Here is an 18,633-nt window from a genome sequence, read left to right on the forward strand (position 1 = left end):
GCGCAAACGCCGTCCGCTCCCGTCGGCGCTCCGCGCTCAAGATCATGCGGATCAACATCACCAAGGAAAAGCAGCGTCAGACCTTCCAGTACGACAACGCCGCCTTCACCCTCTACGACCCGGGCGCCACCTATCTGATCGGCATCCGCGGCCAGTTCTAAGACCTGACGCGAAACCACCTTCCTTCGCGTTTCCCCAACGGCGTGTCTTCGGACACGCCGTTTTTTTATGCCCGCCACCTGACCACCATCTTGGATTGACCAACAACAACAAGACGCGTCAAGGTTGCCTGTCGATCGAAGAGCAAGGGAGGGGCGAGATGAGGCTGGGCATACCCGTCTACGAGGGGGTCGACCTGCTGGACGCCACCGGTCCGGCCGAGATGTTCTACTGGGCCGGCAAGAACCAGCCGCTCGAGACCCTGATCCTTTCCGAGGACGGCGGTCCGGTGACGGCGATGAACGGCATCCGCTTCGAGGCCCACGCCAGCTTCGCGGAGGTTCCGGCCCTGGACGTGCTGTGGGCGCCCGGCGGCGATCCCAAGGTGCTGGGCCAGATCATGAGCGATCCCTGCTCGCCCTACCTGGCCTATCTGCGCCAGGTGGCCGAGGACGCGACATGGGTATGCTCGGTGTGCGAGGGCGCGCTGTTGCTGGCCCAGGCGGGCCTGCTGGACGGGTATAAGGCCACGACGCACTGGGCGTTCATCGCCTGCCTGCAGAGCTTTTGCGAAATCGACGTCGACACCAGCAATCCGAGCTTCGTGGTGTCGGGCAACCGGCTGACCGGCGGCGGCATCTCGTCAGGGCTCGACGAGTCCCTGCAGCTGATCATGATGCTGTTCGGCCAGGCGGCGGCCGAGTACGTCCAGGTTCAGACCCAGTACTTCCCCGACCCGCCGGTGATGGGGACCATTCCCCCCACCCCGGCGTGCCCGGTGATCTGGTCCTGACGCGTTAGCCGCCGCCAGGCGCGTAGGGGAAGCTCTGGCCTTCGTAATAGTCCAGCGAATGGGCCGGAGCCGCCTCGCCGGCCGGCAGCGGCAGGCCCGAGAAGGTCTGGAAGTAGGCGATAGAGGCGTCACGCCACCACTGGGCCTCGTTGCGCTGGATGGCCAGGAAGTCGGCGACCTGGGCATGGCGCTCGGGGTCGACATAGGGGGCCAGGCCCGCCCAGGTCTTGCCCATGCCGTCCACCGTGGCCACGCCGCGCGAATAGTGGGTGACCATGCCGTCCCACAGGGTCTGGCCGGACTTCAGCTTGTAGGTCCACGGCAGGTGGTGGAACCACAGCAGTTCCTTCTCGTCGACGGTCTTCAGGTCCGAGAAGCGCTTGGCGACGACCGGGGCGTACTGAGCGGTGGCGTTGCTGCCCGTGGCGGTGCGGTCGAAGCCGATCCCGTCCTTGCCGGCCTTGGCGTAGTAGACGCTGGTCCAGTCAGCGCGCGGCCCGCCCGTCACCCAGGGACCCGGACCGTAGTGGTGACTGCGGCCCATCTGGTGGTGCAGGCCCAGCGGGGTCATGTAGTCGACCGCCGCCTCGCGCGAACCCATCATCATGTCCACGGTCGGCGCGACGAAGCGCGGATCGGTCGAGAAGGTCATCTTCGCCCAGTCGGCGGCGATGTCCTTGGTCGAGGCTTCGGGATCCCAGGCCAGGCGGCCGAAGACGTACCAGTTGGCCTGGTCGAACTGCGAGCCCGACCAACTTCTGTCGCGGCCGATGTTCGAAACCCCGGCCATCAGGGTCAGGGGACGATTGTCCAGCCCGCCGTCCACCACCTTGGCCACGGTGGAGCCCGCGCCGTGGGCGTAGGTGTCCGACTTCAGGGTCTCCTCGAAGAGCGGGCCCAGATAGACCAGGTGGGTGGCGAAGCCGAGGTATTCCTTGGTGATCTGGAACTCCATGCCGAGGTTGGTCTTGGGCATGGCGCCGAACAGCGGGTGGAACGGCTCGCGCGGCTGGAAGTCGATCGCCCCGTTCTTGACCTGGACGATGACGTTGTCGCGGAACTGGCCGTCGAACGGCTTGAACTCGCTGTAGCCTTGCTTGGCGCGGTCGTCCGGCTGTTCGTGCGAATAGACGAAGGCCCGCCACATCACGATGCCGCCGTGCGGCCCAACAGCGTCGGCCAGCATGTTGGCCCCGTCGACATGGGTGCGGCCGTAGTCCTGCGGGCCGGGCTGGCCTTCCGAATTGGCCTTCACCAGGAAGCCGCCGAAGTCGGGAATGACCTTGTAGATCTCGTCGGCCTTGGCCTTCCAGAAGGCGCGCACGCCCGGGTCCAGCGGATCGGCGGTCTTCAGGCCGCCGATCTCGATCGGGGCCGAGAACCGGGCCGACAGATAGACCTTGATGCCGTAGGGGCGGAACACGTCGGCCAGGGCGCCGGCCTTGGCGATATAGGGCGCGGTCAGGCTGTCGGCCTTGGCGTTGACGTTGTTCAGCACCGTGCCGTTGATGCCGATCGAGGCGTTGGCGCGGGCGTAGTCGACGTAGCGGGGATCCTTGTAGTCCGGCAGCTTCCACCAGTCCCACAGCGAGGCGCCGGCGTAGCCGCGCTCGACATGGCCATCCAGGTTGTCCCAGTGGTTCAGCAGGCGGTGATTGACCTTGGGGGTCGACAGGACGTCCAGTTTGTCGACGCCCTGCCCCGTCTGGACCAGGCGCAGATAGGCGAACACGCCGTACAGCACGCCGACGTCGCTGTTGGCGGCGATCACCGTGGTCTTGCCCCCCTTTGAGTCTTGGAGGGTGCGAATGAGATAGCCTTCCTCGCCCGCGCCCTTCAGCGGCAGGTTCAGGGCCGCGACGGCGGGCGAGCCGGTGGGGGTGCCGAGCAGAATCGAGGGGCCGTCCGAGGACGGCGCGCCGCCGACCAGGCCGTCCAACCCGCGCTGCAATTCGGCGCGCGCGATCTTCAGCGTGGGAGTGTCGGCGCTGGGCGCGATCGCCCGGACCGCGGGACGCTGGGCCGCCGGCAACGGCCGATAGCGCAGCCACAGGTCATAGCCGTCTTCGGCATGAGCCACTGAAGCGCCCAGGGACGCCGAGAACAAGCCCGCCGCTAGGCAGACCCCACGTACGAAGGACACAAGACGCATGTTTTCTCCCTGGCGACAGCATGCCGTGCGACGCGAGGGGGCGCGACGGTCTTGATCCTGTGATACCGCTACCTTGGGCAAAGGTCGAGACACTGTGACACCAGTGGTCAGACCAATAGGTTGACAACCGCGCCGCCTGATTTAGACCGATACCGCTACCATCCGATTTTTGCCGATCGGGTCAACGAAAGCGTCACATGCCAAAGATCACCGCCGCCAGAGTCATCGTCACGTGCCCAGGGCGTAACTTCGTCACCCTGAAGATCGAGACCAGCGACGGCGTCCACGGCGTCGGCGACGCCACGCTGAACGGCCGCGAGCTGGCCGTCGCCAGCTATCTGACCGATCACGTCATCCCCTGCCTGATCGGGCGCGACGCCCATCAGATCGAGGACATCTGGCAGTACCTGTACAAGGGCGCCTACTGGCGTCGCGGTCCCGTGACCATGGCCGCCATCGCCGCCGTCGACATGGCCCTGTGGGACATCAAGGCCAAGATCGCCGGCCTGCCGTTGTACCAACTGCTGGGCGGCGCCTGCCGCACCGGCGTGATGGTCTACGGCCACGCCAACGGCGCAACGATCGAGGAGACCCTCGACAACGCCCAGGCCTATGCCGAGAAGGGCTACAAGGCCATCCGCCTGCAGTCGGGCGTGCCCGGGCTGAAGGGCGTCTACGGCGTCTCCAAGGACAAGTTCTTCTACGAACCCGCCGACGGCGACCTGCCGACCGAAAGCCTGTGGTCGACCGAGAAGTACCTGCGCAGCGCGCCGGGCCTGTTCGAAGGCGCCCGCGACAAGCTGGGCTGGGACCTGCACCTGCTGCACGACGTGCACCATCGCCTGACGCCCATCGAGGCGGGCCGCCTGGGCAAGGATTTGGAGCCCTATCGTCCGTTCTGGATGGAGGACGCCGTCCCCGCCGAGAACCAGGCCAGCTTCCGCATCATCCGCCAGCACACCACCACGCCGCTGGCCGTGGGTGAGATCTTCAACTCGATCTGGGACTGCAAGCAGTTGATCGAGGAACAGCTGATCGACTATATCCGCGCCACCGTGGTGCATGCCGGCGGCCTCACCCACCTGCGCAAGATCGCCAGCTTCGCCGACCTGCACCACGTGCGCACCGGCTGCCACGGCGCGACCGACCTGTCGCCGATCTGCATGGCCGCGGCCCTGCACTTCGACATGTCGATCCCCAATTTCGGCATCCAGGAATACATGCGCCACACCGAGGCGACCGACGCGGTCTTCCCGCACGCCTACACGTTCAACGACGGCATGCTCCACCCGGGCGAGACGATCGGCCTGGGTGTCGATATCGACGAGGCTGAAGCCGCCAAGCACCCCTACAAGCGCGCCTACCTGCCCATCGCCCGCCGCGAGGACGGCTCGATGCACGACTGGTGATCCGTCGCGGGAGGTCAAATCGAAAGGTTTGACCTCTTGGAGGCAAAATTGGCCCCACCAGCCAAGTCGGCTATGCTATCGCGAGTCCTGAGGGCGGCCCCGCCGCCGGAAAACTGACGAAAGCACATGGCCGAGAACGTCAAGCTCTACCGCCGCATCGCCGACTCGATCGCCGAGGCCATCGAGGGCGGCCAGTACAAGCTTGGCGACCGCCTGCCCACGGAACGCGAGCTGGCCGAGCAGTTCGGCGTCAGCCGCCCCACCCTGCGCGAGGCGATGATCGCCCTGGAAATGCTGGGCATGATCGAGGCCCGTCACGGCCTGGGCATCTATGTCACCGGCGACGTCCGTCCGGTCACCCCGGCCAGCGCCGAGCCCGCGTTCGAGATCGGGGCGTTCGAGCTGATCGAGGCCCGCCGCCTGTTCGAGGGCGAGGCCGCCGCCCTGGCCGCCACCGCCATCACCGACGACCAGATCCAGGAACTCGAGGCGCTGATGGAGCGCATGGCCCGCGAGGAGGAGATCCAGGGCGAGGACGCCGACCGCGAGTTCCACATGGTCATCGCCCGCGCCTCCGGGAACGGCGCGATCATCGCCACCATCGAGAACCTGTGGGACTGGCGCAACCGCTCGGCCTTGGCCCGCAACATCCTGACCCGCGCCCGCGGCATGGGGCTGGAGCCCCGTATCGTCGAGCACCGCCGGGTGTTCGAGGCCCTGAAGGCCCACGACCCCGCCGCCGCGCGGCAAGCGATGCGCGACCACCTGGAACGGGTCATCGACCATCTGCTGCACGCCACCGAGACCGAGGCCGTGGAGCGGGCCAAGCAGGAAACCGGCGCGAGACGCAGCGCCATCGCCAAGCGCGTCGCCATCTGACAACGCCATCGCGGCTCATCTGGAGGCGGTCATGTTCGGTTTGATCCTGATGCTGCAGACGGCCCCGATCCAGGACGCGTCCTCCCCCGTCGACTCGGTGACGGTCTCCCCCGAGAAACAGGCGACCCAGCGGATGCCGCTGTGGGCCGAGAAGATCCAGCCCAAGGACTGGCCGTTCATCGGCGGCGTCGAGGACCGCTCGATCCTGGTGTTCGCCAAGACCGCCGCCACGCCGGCCGGATCGACCTATCCGCAGGTCTGGATCCGCAACGAGTACAGCGCCGTGCAGACCGACGCCGCCGACGGAGTCGCGCTGGCGCCCTATCGTTCGGAAAAGCTGGTCGAGGAAGTCGACTGCGCCAGGCAGCTGTTCCGCAGGCTCAAGACCTACCGCCACAGCGACAACAACCTGGAAGGCTCGGCCCAGGCCCTGGGCTTCACCGAAGCGGCCTGGACCGCGCCCCAGCCCGACACCTTCGACGCCACGATCGTCCGCGACGCCTGCCTGTAGACGAGCCTCTCCAGGGCTCGTCCAAAGCCCCCTCGATCACTCCGCGGCGATCCGCTGAGCGCTCCACCGATGCTCCGGCACGGGCAGCCCAAGGTGGCCGCGCAGCGTGTCTTGCTCGTACTCGGTGCGGAACAGGCCCTTGGCCTGCAGCAGCGGCACCACCGTCTCGCGGAACTTGGCGAAGACGCCCGGCCTGTCGACGCGCAGGATGAAACCGTCCACCGCCTTGCCGACGAACCAGCGCTCGATCTCGTCGGCGATGGTCTGGGGCGAGCCGACGAAATCCGAACGCCAGCGCCCGAACCGTTCGGCGGTCTGGCGCAGCGTCAGCTTTTCTTCCTGGGCGATCCGGACGATCCGCTCGGCGCGTCCCTTGTAGCTGTTGAGGCTGAGGTTGCTGACGTCCGGGAAAGGCCCGTCGATCGGGTACTTGCGGAAGTCGTGGTAATTGAACGCCCGACCCAGTTCGACCAGCGACTTGTCTATCTCGCGGCCGCCCGCGAGCGCCTCGGCCAGGGCCTGGGCCTCCTCGTCGGTGTCGGCGATGATCGGGGCCAGGCCCGGCAGGACGCTGATGTGGTCCGGGTCGCGACCCAGCGCGGCGGCGCGGGCCTTCAGGTCGGCATAGTATTCGACGGCCTCCTCGAACGTCTCGACGCCGGCGAACACGCCCTCGGCGATCTGCGCGCCGAGGTCCCGGCCCGCGCCGCTGACGCCGGCCTGGAAGATCACGGGCTGGCCTTGCGGCGAACGGCTCAGCGCCAGCGGCCCGGCGACGGAGAAGAACCTGCCCCTGTGGTTCAGGGCGTGCTGCTTGGTCTTGTCGAGGAAGACGCCGGCGGCCTTGTCGCGCGGGAAGGCGTCGTCCTCGTAGCTGTCCCACAGCCCCTGGACGACATCGACGAACTCGCCCGCACGCTCGTAGCGCTCGCCATGCTCGAAGTGCTCTTCGCGGCCGTAGTTCTTCGAGGCGCCTTCCAGGCCCGTCGTCACCACGTTCCAGCCGGCGCGCCCCTTGCTGATGTGGTCCAGCGAGCCGAACTGGCGGGCCACGTTGTAGGGCTCCCAGTAGGACGTGGTCAGGGTGCCGACCAGGCCGATCTTCGAGGTCGAGACCGCCAGGGCCGACAGCAAGGTCAGCGGCTCCAGCCGGTTGAGGAAGTGCGGCGCCGTGTCGGGGGTGATGAACGGACTGTCGACGATGAACACCAGGTCGAACTTGGCGGCCTCGGCCAGCCTGGCGTTGTCGATGTACCAGTTGATGTCGATGCTGGCGTCGCCGGCCAGGTCGGGGTCGCGCCAGCTGGCGTGATCCATGCCCACCCCGCCCAGGATCGCGCCGAGTTTGAGTTGCCGGATGGGTTGCTGAGTCATGGTCAAGGCCTCGCGTTTGAAGCCTGAAGCTAGGACGCGGCGCGCCGGCGATGATAACGAGCACTCCTCAAGAGCCCGATGATCGACTTTAAACTGACGCAGAAAAGACCAACGATATCAGTCGATAGAGGCTTTTCTTGCGGCGACTGGAGGAAAACTGGGGGCGGCCGCCTCTACAGCCCCTGCCCCTTCAGCACGTCGGGATCGACCGCCAGGCCGTAGAGATAGTGATGGCGCGAGGCCGAGCCGCGCTTCAGCGCCTTCAACTGGGCGTTCTGCTCGTCGGTCAGCTTGAACGGCCGATAGCCGCGACCGCGCAGGCAGGACTCCAGCACGGGCTCCAACTGGTCGGCGACGTTGTTCCAGATGCGGTACTGGTTGCGCTTGGAGCTTTCCATCACCTCGAAGACGTCCCCGCCGTCGAAGGCGAAAACCTGGTCGACCGTGGCCACGGAAACCGGCGCGGTGTTGCCGGCGATATAGGCGCATTCGACCACGTCGGTGCGGTACTGCAGGAACGGGATTCCGGGCTTGCCCCAGCTCTGGCGATCGGGCGCGGACTGGGCCTGGGCGACGCCGGCCAGGGACGCGAAAAGCCCGGCGGCGGCCAGGATCGAGAACGATCTTGAAGGACGCATCATCGGCCTCCTCGTTTCGCTGAGACTAACCTCCTCCGGGCCTCCGGGCCACCTCCCCCAGAGGGGGAGGATTTACGCCGCGGATGCTCTCCTTCCGGGGGAGCTGTCGCGAAGCGACCGAGGGGGCTTCGCCGCCTAGACGACCGTCAGCGTCGCCGGCTTCAGTTGCGCCGAGTTCGGGCCCGACAGCAGGGTGAACTTGCCTGGCTCGACGACGCGCTTCATCTCCAGGTTCCACAGCGACAGGTCCAGCGGCGACACCTCGAAGGTGACCGTGGTCTTGGCGCCGGGCGCCAGAGTCACGCGCTTGAAGTGCTTCAGCTCCAGCAGCGGACGGGTCACCGAGGCGGCCTCGTCGTGGATGTAGAGTTGGACCACCTCGTCGCCGGCGACCTTGCCGGTGTTGGTCACGTCGACCTCGACCTTGACGCTCTCGTTGGTCCCGATGCTGGTCTTGACCGGACGCGGGGCCGAGATGTCGAAGGTGGTGTACGAGAGGCCGAAACCGAACGGATAGAGCGGCGTCGTCTCGTCGAACAGGTAGCCGCGACGGGCCGTGGGCTTGCGGTTGTAGTAGATCGGCAGCTGGCCCACGTCGCGGGCGATGCTGACCGGCAGCTTGCCGCCCGGGTTGGCCCGGCCGAACAGGATGTCGGCGGCGGCGTTGCCGGTCTCCTGGCCCAGGTACCAGCCCTCGACGATGGCGTCGGCGCGTTCGGCCAGCAGGTTGATCGACAGCGGCCGGCCGTTCAGCAGGAACACCACCGTGGGCTTGCCCAGGTCGAAGATCGCCTTGGCCAGGTCGTTCTGCTGCCCGATCAGGTCCAGGCTGTCGCGGTCGCCCAGGTGGTTGTCGGCCCAAGCCTCGCGGCTGGTCTGCTCGTTGTCGCCCAGCACCATGACGATGACGTCGGCTTGCTTGGCCACCTCGACGGCCTCGGCGATCAGCTTGGCGTTGACGGCCGGGTCGACCAGCTTGACCTCGTCCTGGGCCCAGATGCGGGCTTCGGTGATCCGCACGGCCTCGGCGTAGTCCAGCGTGAAGCCGCTCTTCTTGGCCTCTGCCTGCAGGCCCTCGTAGATCGACACCACGTGGCGCGGCACGTCGCTGTAGCCGCCGATCGGGGTGTCCTTGGCGTGGGTGCCCAGCAGGGCCAGGCGCTTGAACTTGCCGGGGTCGAGCGGCAGCACGCCCTTGTCGTTCTTCAGCAGCACCACGGCCTTGCGCGCAGCTTCACGCGCCAGGGCGACGGCTTCCGGCGTGGCGGTCTTGGCGTCGGCGGTCTTCTCGTCGGCGTAGGGGTTCTCGAACAGGCCGCCCTCGAACTTCATCGCCAGGACGCGCTCGACGGCCTGGTCGACGGCGGCCTGCGGAATCCGCCCCGCCTTCACCAGTTCCGGGATCAGCGCATAGGCTTCGCCGTCCGGCAGCTCGACGTCGACGCCGGCGTTCATGGCCATCACCGCCGTGTCGCCCAGGTCGTCGGTCAGCTTGTGGCGGGCGCTCAGTTCCTTGATCGCGAAATAGTCGCTCTGCACCGAGCCCTTGTAGCCCCACTCCTTGCGCAGGATGTCGGTCAGCAGCCAGCGGTTGGCATGCGAGGGCACCCCGTCGATCTCGTTGTACGACGGCATGACCGAGCGGACCGGCAGCTCCTTCACCGCCCGTTCGAAGGGCGGGAAGAAGTTCTCGCGCAGCGTCCGTTCGGCGATCTGGGCCGGACCGACATTGGTGCCGTTCTCGGGCTGGCCGTGGCCGGTCATGTGCTTGAGGGTGACGAACACCTTGTCGGGGGCCAGCGGCAGGGTCTTGCCCTGGAAGCCGCGGATCGCCGCCAGGCCGATCTCGGCGCACAGGTGCGGGTCTTCGCCGTAGGTCTCCTCGATGCGGCCCCAGCGCGGGTCGCGGGCCACGTCGACCACGGGGGCCAGGGCGATGTTCGAACCCCGGGCGCGCATCTCGCGGGCGGCGACCGCGAAGATCTTCTCGGTCAGGTCGGTGTCGAAGGTCGAGGCCAGGGCGATGGCCTGCGGGAAGCTGGTGGCGTCGCGGGCGACGTAGCCGTGCAGGGCCTCGTCGTGCATCAGCATCGGGATGCCCAGGCGGTTCTTTTCCATCGCCCACTTCTGGGCGGCGTTGATGTAGCGGGCGGTTTCCTTGGCGTTGCGGCCGATCGAACCGTCCTCGGCGCCGGCGGCGGCGCCCACGACCGTGGCGGGCTTCAGGCCCCGGCGGTCGGTCGGGCGCGAGATCTGGCCCAGGCCGTTGGGGAAGTTCTTGCTGGCCTCGGCGGGCGAGAAGTCGCCCTCGGGGGTCTGGATTTTGGCCTTGGTCAGCCAGATGCCGACCAGCTGGGCGGCCTTTTCTTCCAGCGTCATGCGCGAGAGCAGGTCGCGGACGCGCAGTTCGACCGGCTGGGTCGGATCCTTGTAGAGCGCCTTGCCAGACCCTTGGGCAGCCGGAGCGGCGGCGCGGGCGATGGTCGAGGTCGCGGTGGCCAAGGCGGCCAGGCTGACGCCGAGCGTGCGGCGGGTGACGGTCTGGCTCATGATTTCTTTCGCTTCCCCACGATGGAACGGACCGTCGAACGGACGGTGGCGGCGTTGCTCGCCGACGTTGGACGACAGTATGGAAGGTGAGGTCTGACCACTCAAGTTTTTTATGGTACCGGTCTCATTTCCTCGCCTAGGATTGGGCGAACGGTAAGACCCATCGTCGGACGGGCTGGAGGAAACCTTGGATATCGGAAAACGCGCCCTGGTCGGGCTGGCGATCGCGCTGTCGATCGGCGCCGCCCCCATCTCGACGGCTCAGGCCGCGCCCGCCAAGGCGGAAAAGGCCGAGCGCTGGGTGGCCAGCTGGGCCACGTCCCAGATGATCCCGGCGGCCAAGGACGCCCTGCCCGCCGCCGATGTCACCGATGGGACCCTGCGCCAGAGCCTGCGGCTCAGCACCGGCGGCGGCAAGATCCGCGTGCGGCTGTCCAACGCCTTCGGGACCGAGCCGCTGAAGCTGTCGGGCGCCCATGTCGCCCTGGCCGCCGCGCCCGGCTCGGCCCGCATCGAGCCGGCCAGCGACCGGGGCCTGACCTTCTCCGGCCGCCCGGAGGTGACCATTCCGGCCGGAGCCGAATACCTGTCCGATCCGATCGACTTCCCGGCCGCGCCCCTGGCGAACCTGGCGATCACCCTGCGCTTCGACGGCGCGCCGCCCGCCCAGCAGACCAGCCATCCGGGCTCGCGCACCACCTCGTGGTTCGGGGCCGGCGACCAGTTGGCGGCCGCCGAGCTGACCGGCGGCAAGTCGATCGACCGCTGGTTCGTGATCTCGGGCGTCGACGTGCAACGCGCCGCCGGCGCCAGCCTGGTGACGTTCGGCGACTCGATCACCGACGGCTACGGCGTCACCACCAACGGCAACAACCGCTGGCCCGACATCCTGGCCGCCCGCCTGCAGGCCGATCCGCGCACCAAGGGCGTGGGCGTGCTGAACGCCGGCATCGGCGGCAACCGGCTGGTGCTGGACGGCCTGGGCCCCAACGCCATGGCCCGCTTCGACCGCGACGTGCTGAACCAGGCCGGCGTCAAGTACGTGATCCTGCTGGAGGGGGTGAACGACCTGGGCACCCTGACCCGCGAGCAGCCGGCCAGCCCCGACGCCCACGCCGCCCTGGTGGTCCGGATGACCACCTCCTACGACCAGATGATCCGCCGCGCCCGCGAGCGCGGCATCAAGATCTACGGCGCCACCGTCATGCCCTACGGCGGGTCGGGCTATTACCACCCCGACGCCGTCAACGAGCAGGACCGCCAGGCGATCAACGCCTGGATCCGGACGCCCGGCCGCTTCGACGCGGTGATCGACTTCGACAAGCTGATGGCCGACCCGGCCAATCCCAACAAGCTGTCGCCCGCCTACGACTCCGGCGATGGCCTGCACCCGTCGCTGGCCGGCTACAAGGCCATGGCCGACGCGGTGCCGCTGGACCTGTTCACGCGCTGATCGGGTCTCGCGCCATGCCGAACGGACATGGCGCGAGATCGGTTCGGCATTGGCCCGAACCCGCTCTCGGGCGCACCCTCCCCGCTCAAGATCGCGCCAAGGCGATCGGACGGGGAGATTGGACGATGGAGAAATCCCGGGGCTGGCGCCGTGTCGCGACCGCCGCCGCGCTGGCGATGGCGACGCTCGCGGGCCAGGCCCACGCCGCCTCTCCGCCCCCGGCCATCGCCGACGTCGGGACCTTCTTCGTCGGCGGGCGCTACGCGGCCGACGGCAAGGTCATGACCGGCCAGGCCCACATCCTCTACCTGACGCCCGCCAAACGCCTGCACAAGACGGCGTTGGTGTTCATTCCCGGCGCGGGCCAGACGATCACCAACTTCCTGTCGGCGCCGGACGGTCGCCCGGGCTGGGCCAGACAGTTCGTCGACAAGGGCTGGGCGGTCTATCTGATGGACCAGCCCGGACGCGGCGCCTCGGGCTACAACCAGGCCGCCTACGGCCCCGCCAATCGCCAGCCGCCGGACTTCGTCGCCAAGCGCTTCACCGCCCCGCAGGACTTCGCCCCGCAGGACGGCCAACCCCAGGGCTGGCCCCAGGCCAAGCTGCACAATCAGTGGCCCGGAACCGGCCCGGGAAGCGGCAAGCCGGGCGACCCGATCTTCGACCAGTTCTACGCCTCGCAGGTCTCCAGCGCGGCCGGCGGGGTCTCGGCCAAGCTGGTGGCCGAGGCGGGCGCGGCGCTGCTGGACAAGATCGGCCCCGCCGTGGTGATCACCCATTCGCAATCGGGCGCGTTCGGCTGGGCGATCGGCGAGGCGCGGCCGGACCTGGTCAAGGCGATCGTCGCGGTCGAGCCCAGCGGTCCGGCCTTCTTTGGCGCCCCGCCGCCGTGGGGCGACAGCGACCCGGACAAGCTGTCGCGGCCCTGGGGCCTGACGACCACGCCCCTGGCCTACGCCCCGCCGCTGACCGATCCCGCCGACCTGGCCAAGGTCCAGGAGGCCGCGCCGGAACGCCCCGACCTGGTGCGCTGCTGGCTCCAGGCCGAGCCGGCCCGCAAGCTTGTGAACCTGTCGCGCTTCCCGGTCATGATCCTGATGTCCGAAGCCTCGTACCACGCCGGCTACGACCACTGCACCGCGCGCTACCTGACCCAGGCGGGGGTCAAGACCGACCTGGTGCGGATGGCCGACCATGGCCTGCACGGCGACGGCCACATGCTGATGCTGGAGAAGCACAGCGCCCAGGCCGCGGCGCTGATCGAGACCTGGCTGGACGCGCGGAAGCTGGATTGAGCCCAGGTCGGGCCCAAGTCGGGCCATGCCCGTTCGGCATGACCTTGGCCGGCATCGGCATGGGCGTCCGGCCGCCTCCCGCCCTAGACTGCGCCGCCGCCAGCGACGCGCAGCCGTCGCGACGAACCTTGGGGAAGACCGACCGATGAAGAGCTCGACCGCGCGCCGCCTGATGATCGCCACCGCCGGGCTCGCCGCCCTGATGGGGGCCACCTCCGCCCACGCCCAGTCGGTCAACCGCTTCCCCGACAAGGTCTGCGACGTGCGCGACCACGGGGCCGGCGGCACGCGGATCTGGTTCGACACCGAGGCCTTCCAGGCCGCCATCGACGCCTGCGCGGCGGCCGGCGGCGGCACGGTGCGGGTGGTGCGGGGCGAATATCTGATTGGCCCGATCTGGCTGAAGTCCAACATCCGCCTGGAAATCCAGAAGGGCGCCGAGGTGCTGGCCGCCACCGACCCGGCCCTGTTCCCGCAGGGTGAACGGGCCGGCCTGATCAACGTCAAGGACGTCGACAACGTCGCCGTGGTCGGCGAGGGCCTGATCGACGGCCAGGGCGCGGTCTGGTGGGAGCGGATCCGGGCGATCTGGCGCGCCAACCCCAACTTCGCCACCGACGGCCAGGCCCGCCAGCAGCAGAAGGACGACCGTCCGCGCCTGATCCTGGTGTCGCACAGCACCAATGTCCGCTTCGAGGGCGTGCGGATCGAGAACTCGCCGTCGTTCCACCTGGTGCTCAACGACACCGACCACGTGACGATCGACCGTGTACGGATCACCGCCCCGTCCAGCGCCCCGAACACCGACGCCATCGACCCGATCAACAGCCGCCACGTGGCGATCACCAACAACGTCATCAGCGTCGGCGACGACATCGTGGCCATCAAGTCCAATGGGCCGGACGCGCGCTATCCGGACGCGGTGTCGTCCGACATCCTGATCTCGGGCAACACCATCCTGGCCGGTCGCGGCATCTGCATCGGCAGCGGGACCAGCGGCGGCGTCGCCCGGGTGCGGGTCGAGAACAACAGCTTCGAGGGCTCGATGTACGGCCTGCGGATCAAGAGCATGCGCGGCAAGGGCGGCAAGGTTCGCGACGTGGTGTTCAAGAACAACCGCATGAAGGAGGTGGAGACCCCGCTGGTCTTCACCAGCTACTACGAGTACCGGCCGCTGGACATCAAGGCGGCGAGCGCTCAGCTGAAGCCGGGCGGCTTCCTGCTGGGCAACCAGATCTGGCCCGGTCCCGACGACGCGGCCCAGCCCGTGGTCGCCGACAAGACGCCGGACATGGACGGGATCGTGGTCGACGGCCTGACCGCCACCGGCGCCGACTGGGCCGGCATCGTCGTGGGCCTGCCCGAACGGCCGATCGCCGGCTTCACCCTGCGCAACGTCAGCATCCAGGCCAAGCGCGGCCTGCTGGTCCGCAACGCGGCGGTGACGACGGCCAAGACGACCGTGGCCTCGGCGGACGGCGCGCCGTTCAAGATCGAGGCGGGCGGATCGGTGAAATAGTTCAAAAACCCGCTCATCCCGGCGAATGCCGGGACCCAGATCCTATAGCGGTGTCGATGATTGGAGCGGCTCGGCGCTCTTGGCGTCAGCTTCAAAGCCATTCCATCTGGGTCCCGGCATTCGCCGGGATGAGCGGATCAGAGGAGTGATGCCGATCATGCATGGCGGTAGGCCTTATCGGCATTGGCCGCAGACCTCTTAGCCGCCCTATTCTCTGCGGGCTTTGCCAACCGTGGCGGCCATGACCTCCACTGAAGCACCAGGGCGCCGACATCCCCCCGTCGGCGCCCTTCTTTTTTTCGGACGCCTGACGCGCGACCGACCTAGCGGGCTGCCAATCTAGCGCGCGGAAAGCTCGCTCCAGAACGCCTCGGCCGCCAGGCTCTGGCGGGCGGTCGGGCGGAACACCCGGATGTCGACCGGGATCTCCAGGTCCGCGCCGCCGGCCCGCACCAGCCGCCCCAGCGCCACCTCGCTCTCGACCAGACTGACCGGCAGCCAGGCCACGCCCCTGCCCTCGCGCGCCATGGTCATCAGGCTGGCCGCCAGCCGCGCCGAAAACACCGTGCGCAGCCCCTGGATGCGGTCGGCGAAGCGCTGGGCCTCGACGATCCGCCCAAGGCCCGACTCGTCGCTATAGGCCAGGTACGGCACGTCCTGCGCGCTGTCGGTCAGGCTCCAGCGCGGCGCGCCGTCGGCGTCCGGCGCGGTGAACGGGGCTAGGCCGTCCTGGCCGACCACCGCCGAGCGGAACTGGGCCCCGAAGCGGCTGGGGGCGGCGGCATGGTGATGGCACAGCAGGAACTGCGCCTCGCCGTGCATCATCAGCTCCTCGCAGGCCTGCATGCTGTCGGAGATCAGCCGGATCGGACCCATGTTCGTCCCGGCCTCCAGGTCGCGCATCCACTGCGGGAAAAAGGTGAAGGACAGGGCGTGGGTGGCGGCGAAACGCAGGGTGGCCGCCTCCTGCCCGCCGGCCTCGCGGCTCTCGCGGCGCAGCTGGATGATCCGGCGGATCAGCTCGTCGGCGCCGGTGCGGAACTGCTGGCCGGCGGCCGTCAGGGTGACGCCCGGAGTGGCTCGGTCGAACAGCGGCGTCCCCACCCAGTCCTCCAGCGCCCGCACGCGGCGGCTGAACGCGGGTTGGGTCACGTGCCGGTTTTCAGCTGCCCGCGAGAAGTTGCCCGTCTCGGCCAAGGCGACGAAATCTTCGAGCCAGATCAATTCCATAGATCATGCCTGTTGCGCATAGCGATCGCCGAGAACGGCATTGGCTCGCGATTTCCCGCGTGCCTAGGGTCCAGTCGCCAACTGGAGAACACCGTGCGTATCCTCGACATCCGCGAGAAGACCGTCTCAATCGCCTCGCCGATCGCCAATGCCTATATCGACTTCTCGAAGATGACTTGCTCGGTCGTCGCCGTCATCACCGATGTGGTGCGCGATGGCAAGCCGGTGATCGGCTACGGCTTCAATTCCAATGGTCGGTATGGCCAAGGCGCCCTGATGCGCGAGCGCTTCCTGCCGCGCCTGGCCGAAGCCGCCCCCGACAGCCTGGTCGATCACGACGCCGACAACCTGGACCCGTTCGCCATCTGGAAGACCCTGATGACGAACGAGAAGCCCGGCGGGCACGGCGAGCGCTCGGTCGCCGTCGGCACCCTGGACATGGCCGTCTGGGACGCCGTGGCCAAGATCGCCGAGAAGCCGCTCTACCGCCTGCTGGCCGACCGCTATCGCGGCGGCGCGGCCGACGACAAGGTCTGGGTCTACGCGGCCGGCGGCTACTACTATCCCGGCAAGGACGACGCCCAGCTGCAGGCCGAGATGCGCAGCTATCGCGACCGCGGCTACAAGCTGGTCAAGATGAAGATCGGCGGCGCGTCGCTGGACGTCGACCTGCGTCGCATCGAGTCGGTGCTGGAGATCGTCGGCGACGGCCAGAACCTGGCGGTCGACGCCAACGGCCGCTTCGACCTGGAAACCGGCATCGCCTACGCCGAGGCCCTGAAGCCCTACAAACTGTTCTGGTACGAGGAAGTCGGCGACCCGCTGGACTACGCCCTGCAGGCCGAGCTTTCCAAGCACTACGAGCTGCCCATGGCCACCGGCGAGAACCTGTTCTCGCACCAGGACGCCCGCAACCTGCTGCGCCACGGCGGCATGCGCCCCGATCGGGACTACCTGCAGTTCGACTGCGCGCTGTCATACGGCCTTGTCGAATATCTGCGAACGCTCGAGGTCCTCGACCAGAACGGCTGGTCGACGCGCCGGATCGTGCCGCACGGGGGGCACCAGATGTCGCTGAACATCGCCGCCGGCCTGCACTTGGGCGGCAACGAGTCGTACCCCGACGTCTTCAAGCCGTTCGGCGGCTTCGCCGACGGCATCTCGGTCGAGAACGGCCTGGTCGGTCTGCCCGACGTTCCCGGCGTGGGCTTCGAGGCCAAGTCGAACCTGATCGCCCTGATGCGCACCCTGACCGAAGACGTCACCCTGGCCAGCATCAAGGCGGCCTAGACAATCGACACGAAGATCTGGCGACACGACGATCCGGCGGCCCAACGCCGGACGATCCATCAAGGGGAAACGACCATTTCGACGCTCAAGAGACTGCTCTCCCAGATCTACGTCCAGGTGCTGATCGCCATCGTGATCGGCGCCCTGGTCGGTCTGTGGTTCCCCCACGTCGGGACGGCGTTGAAACCCCTGGCCGACGGCTTCATCAAGCTGATCAAGATGCTGCTGGCGCCGATCATCTTCGGCACCGTGGTGGTCGGCATGGCCAAGATGGGCGACCTCAAGGAGGTGGGCCGGATCGGCGTCAAGGCGCTGGTCTATTTCGAGGTGCTGTCGACGATCGCCCTGGTGGTCGGGCTGGTGGTGGTCAACGTGCTCAAGCCCGGCGAGGGCATGAACATCGACGCCGGCAACCTGGACGGCCACGCCCTGGCCGGCTTCACCGAGGCCGCCAAGGAACAGGGCGTCGTGCCGTTCCTGATGGACATCATCCCCACCACCCTGGTCGACGCCTTCGCCAAGGGCGCGATGCTGCAGGTCATCCTGCTGTCGGTGCTGATCGGCGCCGGGATCAGCCAGATGGGCGCGCGGGCCAAGCCGCTGGTCGAGATGATGGACCTGTTCCTGGAGGCGATCTTCAAGGTCGTCGGCATGGTCATGCGCCTGGCCCCGCTCGGCGCCGGCGCGGGCGTGGCCTTCACGATCGGCAAGTACGGGATCGGCACGCTGTGGTCACTGGCCCACCTGCTGATCGCCCTCTACGTCACCAGCCTGTTCTTCGTGGTCGTGGTGCTGGGCGGGGTGATGCGATCGGTCGGCCTGCCGTTCTGGTCCTTCCTGCGCTTCATCCGCGAGGAGATCTTCGTGGTGCTGGGCACCTGCTCGACCGAGGCTGTCCTGCCCCGCCTGATGCAGAAGTTGGAGGACATGGGCTGCGCCAAGCCGGTGGTCGGGCTGGTGCTGCCGACCGGCTACACCTTCAACGCAGACGGCACCTGCATCTACCTGACCCTGGCCACCGTGTTCGTCGCCCAGGCCACCAACACCCACCTGGGCCTGGCCGACCAGTTGGTGATCCTGGCGGTGCTGCTGCTGACCTCGAAGGGTTCGGCCGGTGTCGCGGGCGCGGGCTTCATCACCCTGGCGGCCACCCTGTCGACCCTGCACGCCGTGCCGGTCAGCGGCCTGGTCCTGCTGCTGGGCGTCGATCGCTTCCTCAACGAGGCCCGCGCCGTGACCAACCTGATCGGCAACAGCGTCGCCACCGTGGCCATCGCCAAGTGGGACGGCGCGCTGGACATGGACAAGGCCCGCGAGACTCTGGCGAGCCGAAACAAACCTGCAACGTCTTGATCTTAGCGTGGCTTTGAATGACACC

At 68.0% G+C, this 18,633-nt stretch carries 14 protein-coding genes; 9 read left to right on the forward strand and 5 right to left on the reverse strand.

The features are described from left to right. Positions 1-319: 319 nt before the first annotated feature. A complete protein-coding gene (locus AC1DYP_RS18310) occupies positions 320-952 on the forward strand; it encodes a DJ-1/PfpI family protein (protein WP_477047532.1) in 633 nt (210 codons plus the stop codon). 4 nt (positions 953-956) lie between these two features. Here the strand turns inward: AC1DYP_RS18310 and AC1DYP_RS18315 are convergent, their stop codons facing one another. Then, positions 957-3,104 carry an alpha-glucuronidase family glycosyl hydrolase gene (locus tag AC1DYP_RS18315; protein WP_477047533.1) on the reverse strand — a complete coding sequence of 716 codons (2,148 nt, stop codon included), beginning with the start codon at positions 3,102-3,104 and terminating at the stop codon, positions 957-959. A 197-nt stretch (positions 3,105-3,301) separates the two neighbouring features. On the opposite strand from AC1DYP_RS18315, the gene manD reads away from it, so the two are divergent. The 3 genes from manD (at position 3,302) to AC1DYP_RS18330 (ending at position 5,903) form a co-directional block, all read left to right on the forward strand. Then, positions 3,302-4,513, forward strand: coding sequence for a D-mannonate dehydratase ManD (manD, locus tag AC1DYP_RS18320; RefSeq protein ID WP_477047534.1), 1,212 nt, complete (start codon positions 3,302-3,304; stop codon positions 4,511-4,513). Positions 4,514-4,639: 126 nt separating this feature from the next. After that, positions 4,640-5,392: a FadR/GntR family transcriptional regulator gene (locus AC1DYP_RS18325; protein WP_477035784.1), complete on the forward strand. Its 753-nt coding sequence runs from the start codon at positions 4,640-4,642 to the stop codon at positions 5,390-5,392. Between the two features lie 31 nt (positions 5,393-5,423). Beyond that, positions 5,424-5,903, forward strand: a complete 480-nt coding sequence (locus AC1DYP_RS18330; RefSeq protein ID WP_477047535.1) for a surface-adhesin E family protein — start codon at positions 5,424-5,426, stop codon at positions 5,901-5,903. A gap of 36 nt (positions 5,904-5,939) precedes the next feature. Here the strand turns inward: AC1DYP_RS18330 and AC1DYP_RS18335 are convergent, their stop codons facing one another. From AC1DYP_RS18335 to AC1DYP_RS18345, 3 genes are all read right to left on the reverse strand, one after another. Next, on the reverse strand, positions 5,940-7,277 hold the full coding sequence (locus AC1DYP_RS18335) for an LLM class flavin-dependent oxidoreductase (protein WP_477047536.1): 1,338 nt from the start codon (positions 7,275-7,277) through the stop codon (positions 5,940-5,942). 173 nt (positions 7,278-7,450) lie between these two features. Next, positions 7,451-7,915 carry a hypothetical protein gene (locus tag AC1DYP_RS18340; protein WP_477047537.1) on the reverse strand — a complete coding sequence of 155 codons (465 nt, stop codon included), beginning with the start codon at positions 7,913-7,915 and terminating at the stop codon, positions 7,451-7,453. A 135-nt stretch (positions 7,916-8,050) separates the two neighbouring features. Continuing rightward, positions 8,051-10,465, reverse strand: coding sequence for a glycoside hydrolase family 3 N-terminal domain-containing protein (locus AC1DYP_RS18345; protein WP_477047538.1), 2,415 nt, complete (start codon positions 10,463-10,465; stop codon positions 8,051-8,053). A 187-nt stretch (positions 10,466-10,652) separates the two neighbouring features. Between AC1DYP_RS18345 and AC1DYP_RS18350 the strand changes: the two genes are divergently transcribed. The 3 genes from AC1DYP_RS18350 to AC1DYP_RS18360 all read left to right on the forward strand — a co-directional run bounded on the left by AC1DYP_RS18350 (position 10,653) and on the right by AC1DYP_RS18360 (position 14,735). Then, complete coding sequence (locus AC1DYP_RS18350) at positions 10,653-11,918, forward strand: SGNH/GDSL hydrolase family protein (protein ID WP_477047539.1); 1,266 nt, start codon at positions 10,653-10,655, stop codon at positions 11,916-11,918. Between the two features lie 125 nt (positions 11,919-12,043). After that, a complete protein-coding gene (locus tag AC1DYP_RS18355; protein ID WP_477047540.1) occupies positions 12,044-13,216 on the forward strand; it encodes an alpha/beta hydrolase in 1,173 nt (390 codons plus the stop codon). 145 nt (positions 13,217-13,361) lie between these two features. Beyond that, on the forward strand, positions 13,362-14,735 hold the full coding sequence (locus AC1DYP_RS18360) for a glycoside hydrolase family 28 protein (protein WP_477047541.1): 1,374 nt from the start codon (positions 13,362-13,364) through the stop codon (positions 14,733-14,735). A gap of 339 nt (positions 14,736-15,074) precedes the next feature. On the opposite strand, the gene AC1DYP_RS18365 is transcribed toward AC1DYP_RS18360, so the two are convergent. Further along, positions 15,075-15,965 (reverse strand): LysR family transcriptional regulator, encoded by an 891-nt coding sequence (locus tag AC1DYP_RS18365; protein WP_477047542.1) that lies wholly within the window; start codon positions 15,963-15,965, stop codon positions 15,075-15,077. A 93-nt stretch (positions 15,966-16,058) separates the two neighbouring features. On the opposite strand from AC1DYP_RS18365, the gene AC1DYP_RS18370 reads away from it, so the two are divergent. Continuing rightward, positions 16,059-17,255 carry a mandelate racemase/muconate lactonizing enzyme family protein gene (locus AC1DYP_RS18370; protein WP_477047543.1) on the forward strand — a complete coding sequence of 399 codons (1,197 nt, stop codon included), beginning with the start codon at positions 16,059-16,061 and terminating at the stop codon, positions 17,253-17,255. A 75-nt stretch (positions 17,256-17,330) separates the two neighbouring features. After that, a complete protein-coding gene (gene dctA / locus AC1DYP_RS18375; RefSeq protein WP_477047594.1) occupies positions 17,331-18,608 on the forward strand; it encodes a C4-dicarboxylate transporter DctA in 1,278 nt (425 codons plus the stop codon). The last annotated feature ends 25 nt before the right edge of the window (positions 18,609-18,633 follow it).

This window comes from Caulobacter sp. P1_D6, assembly GCF_056406095.1.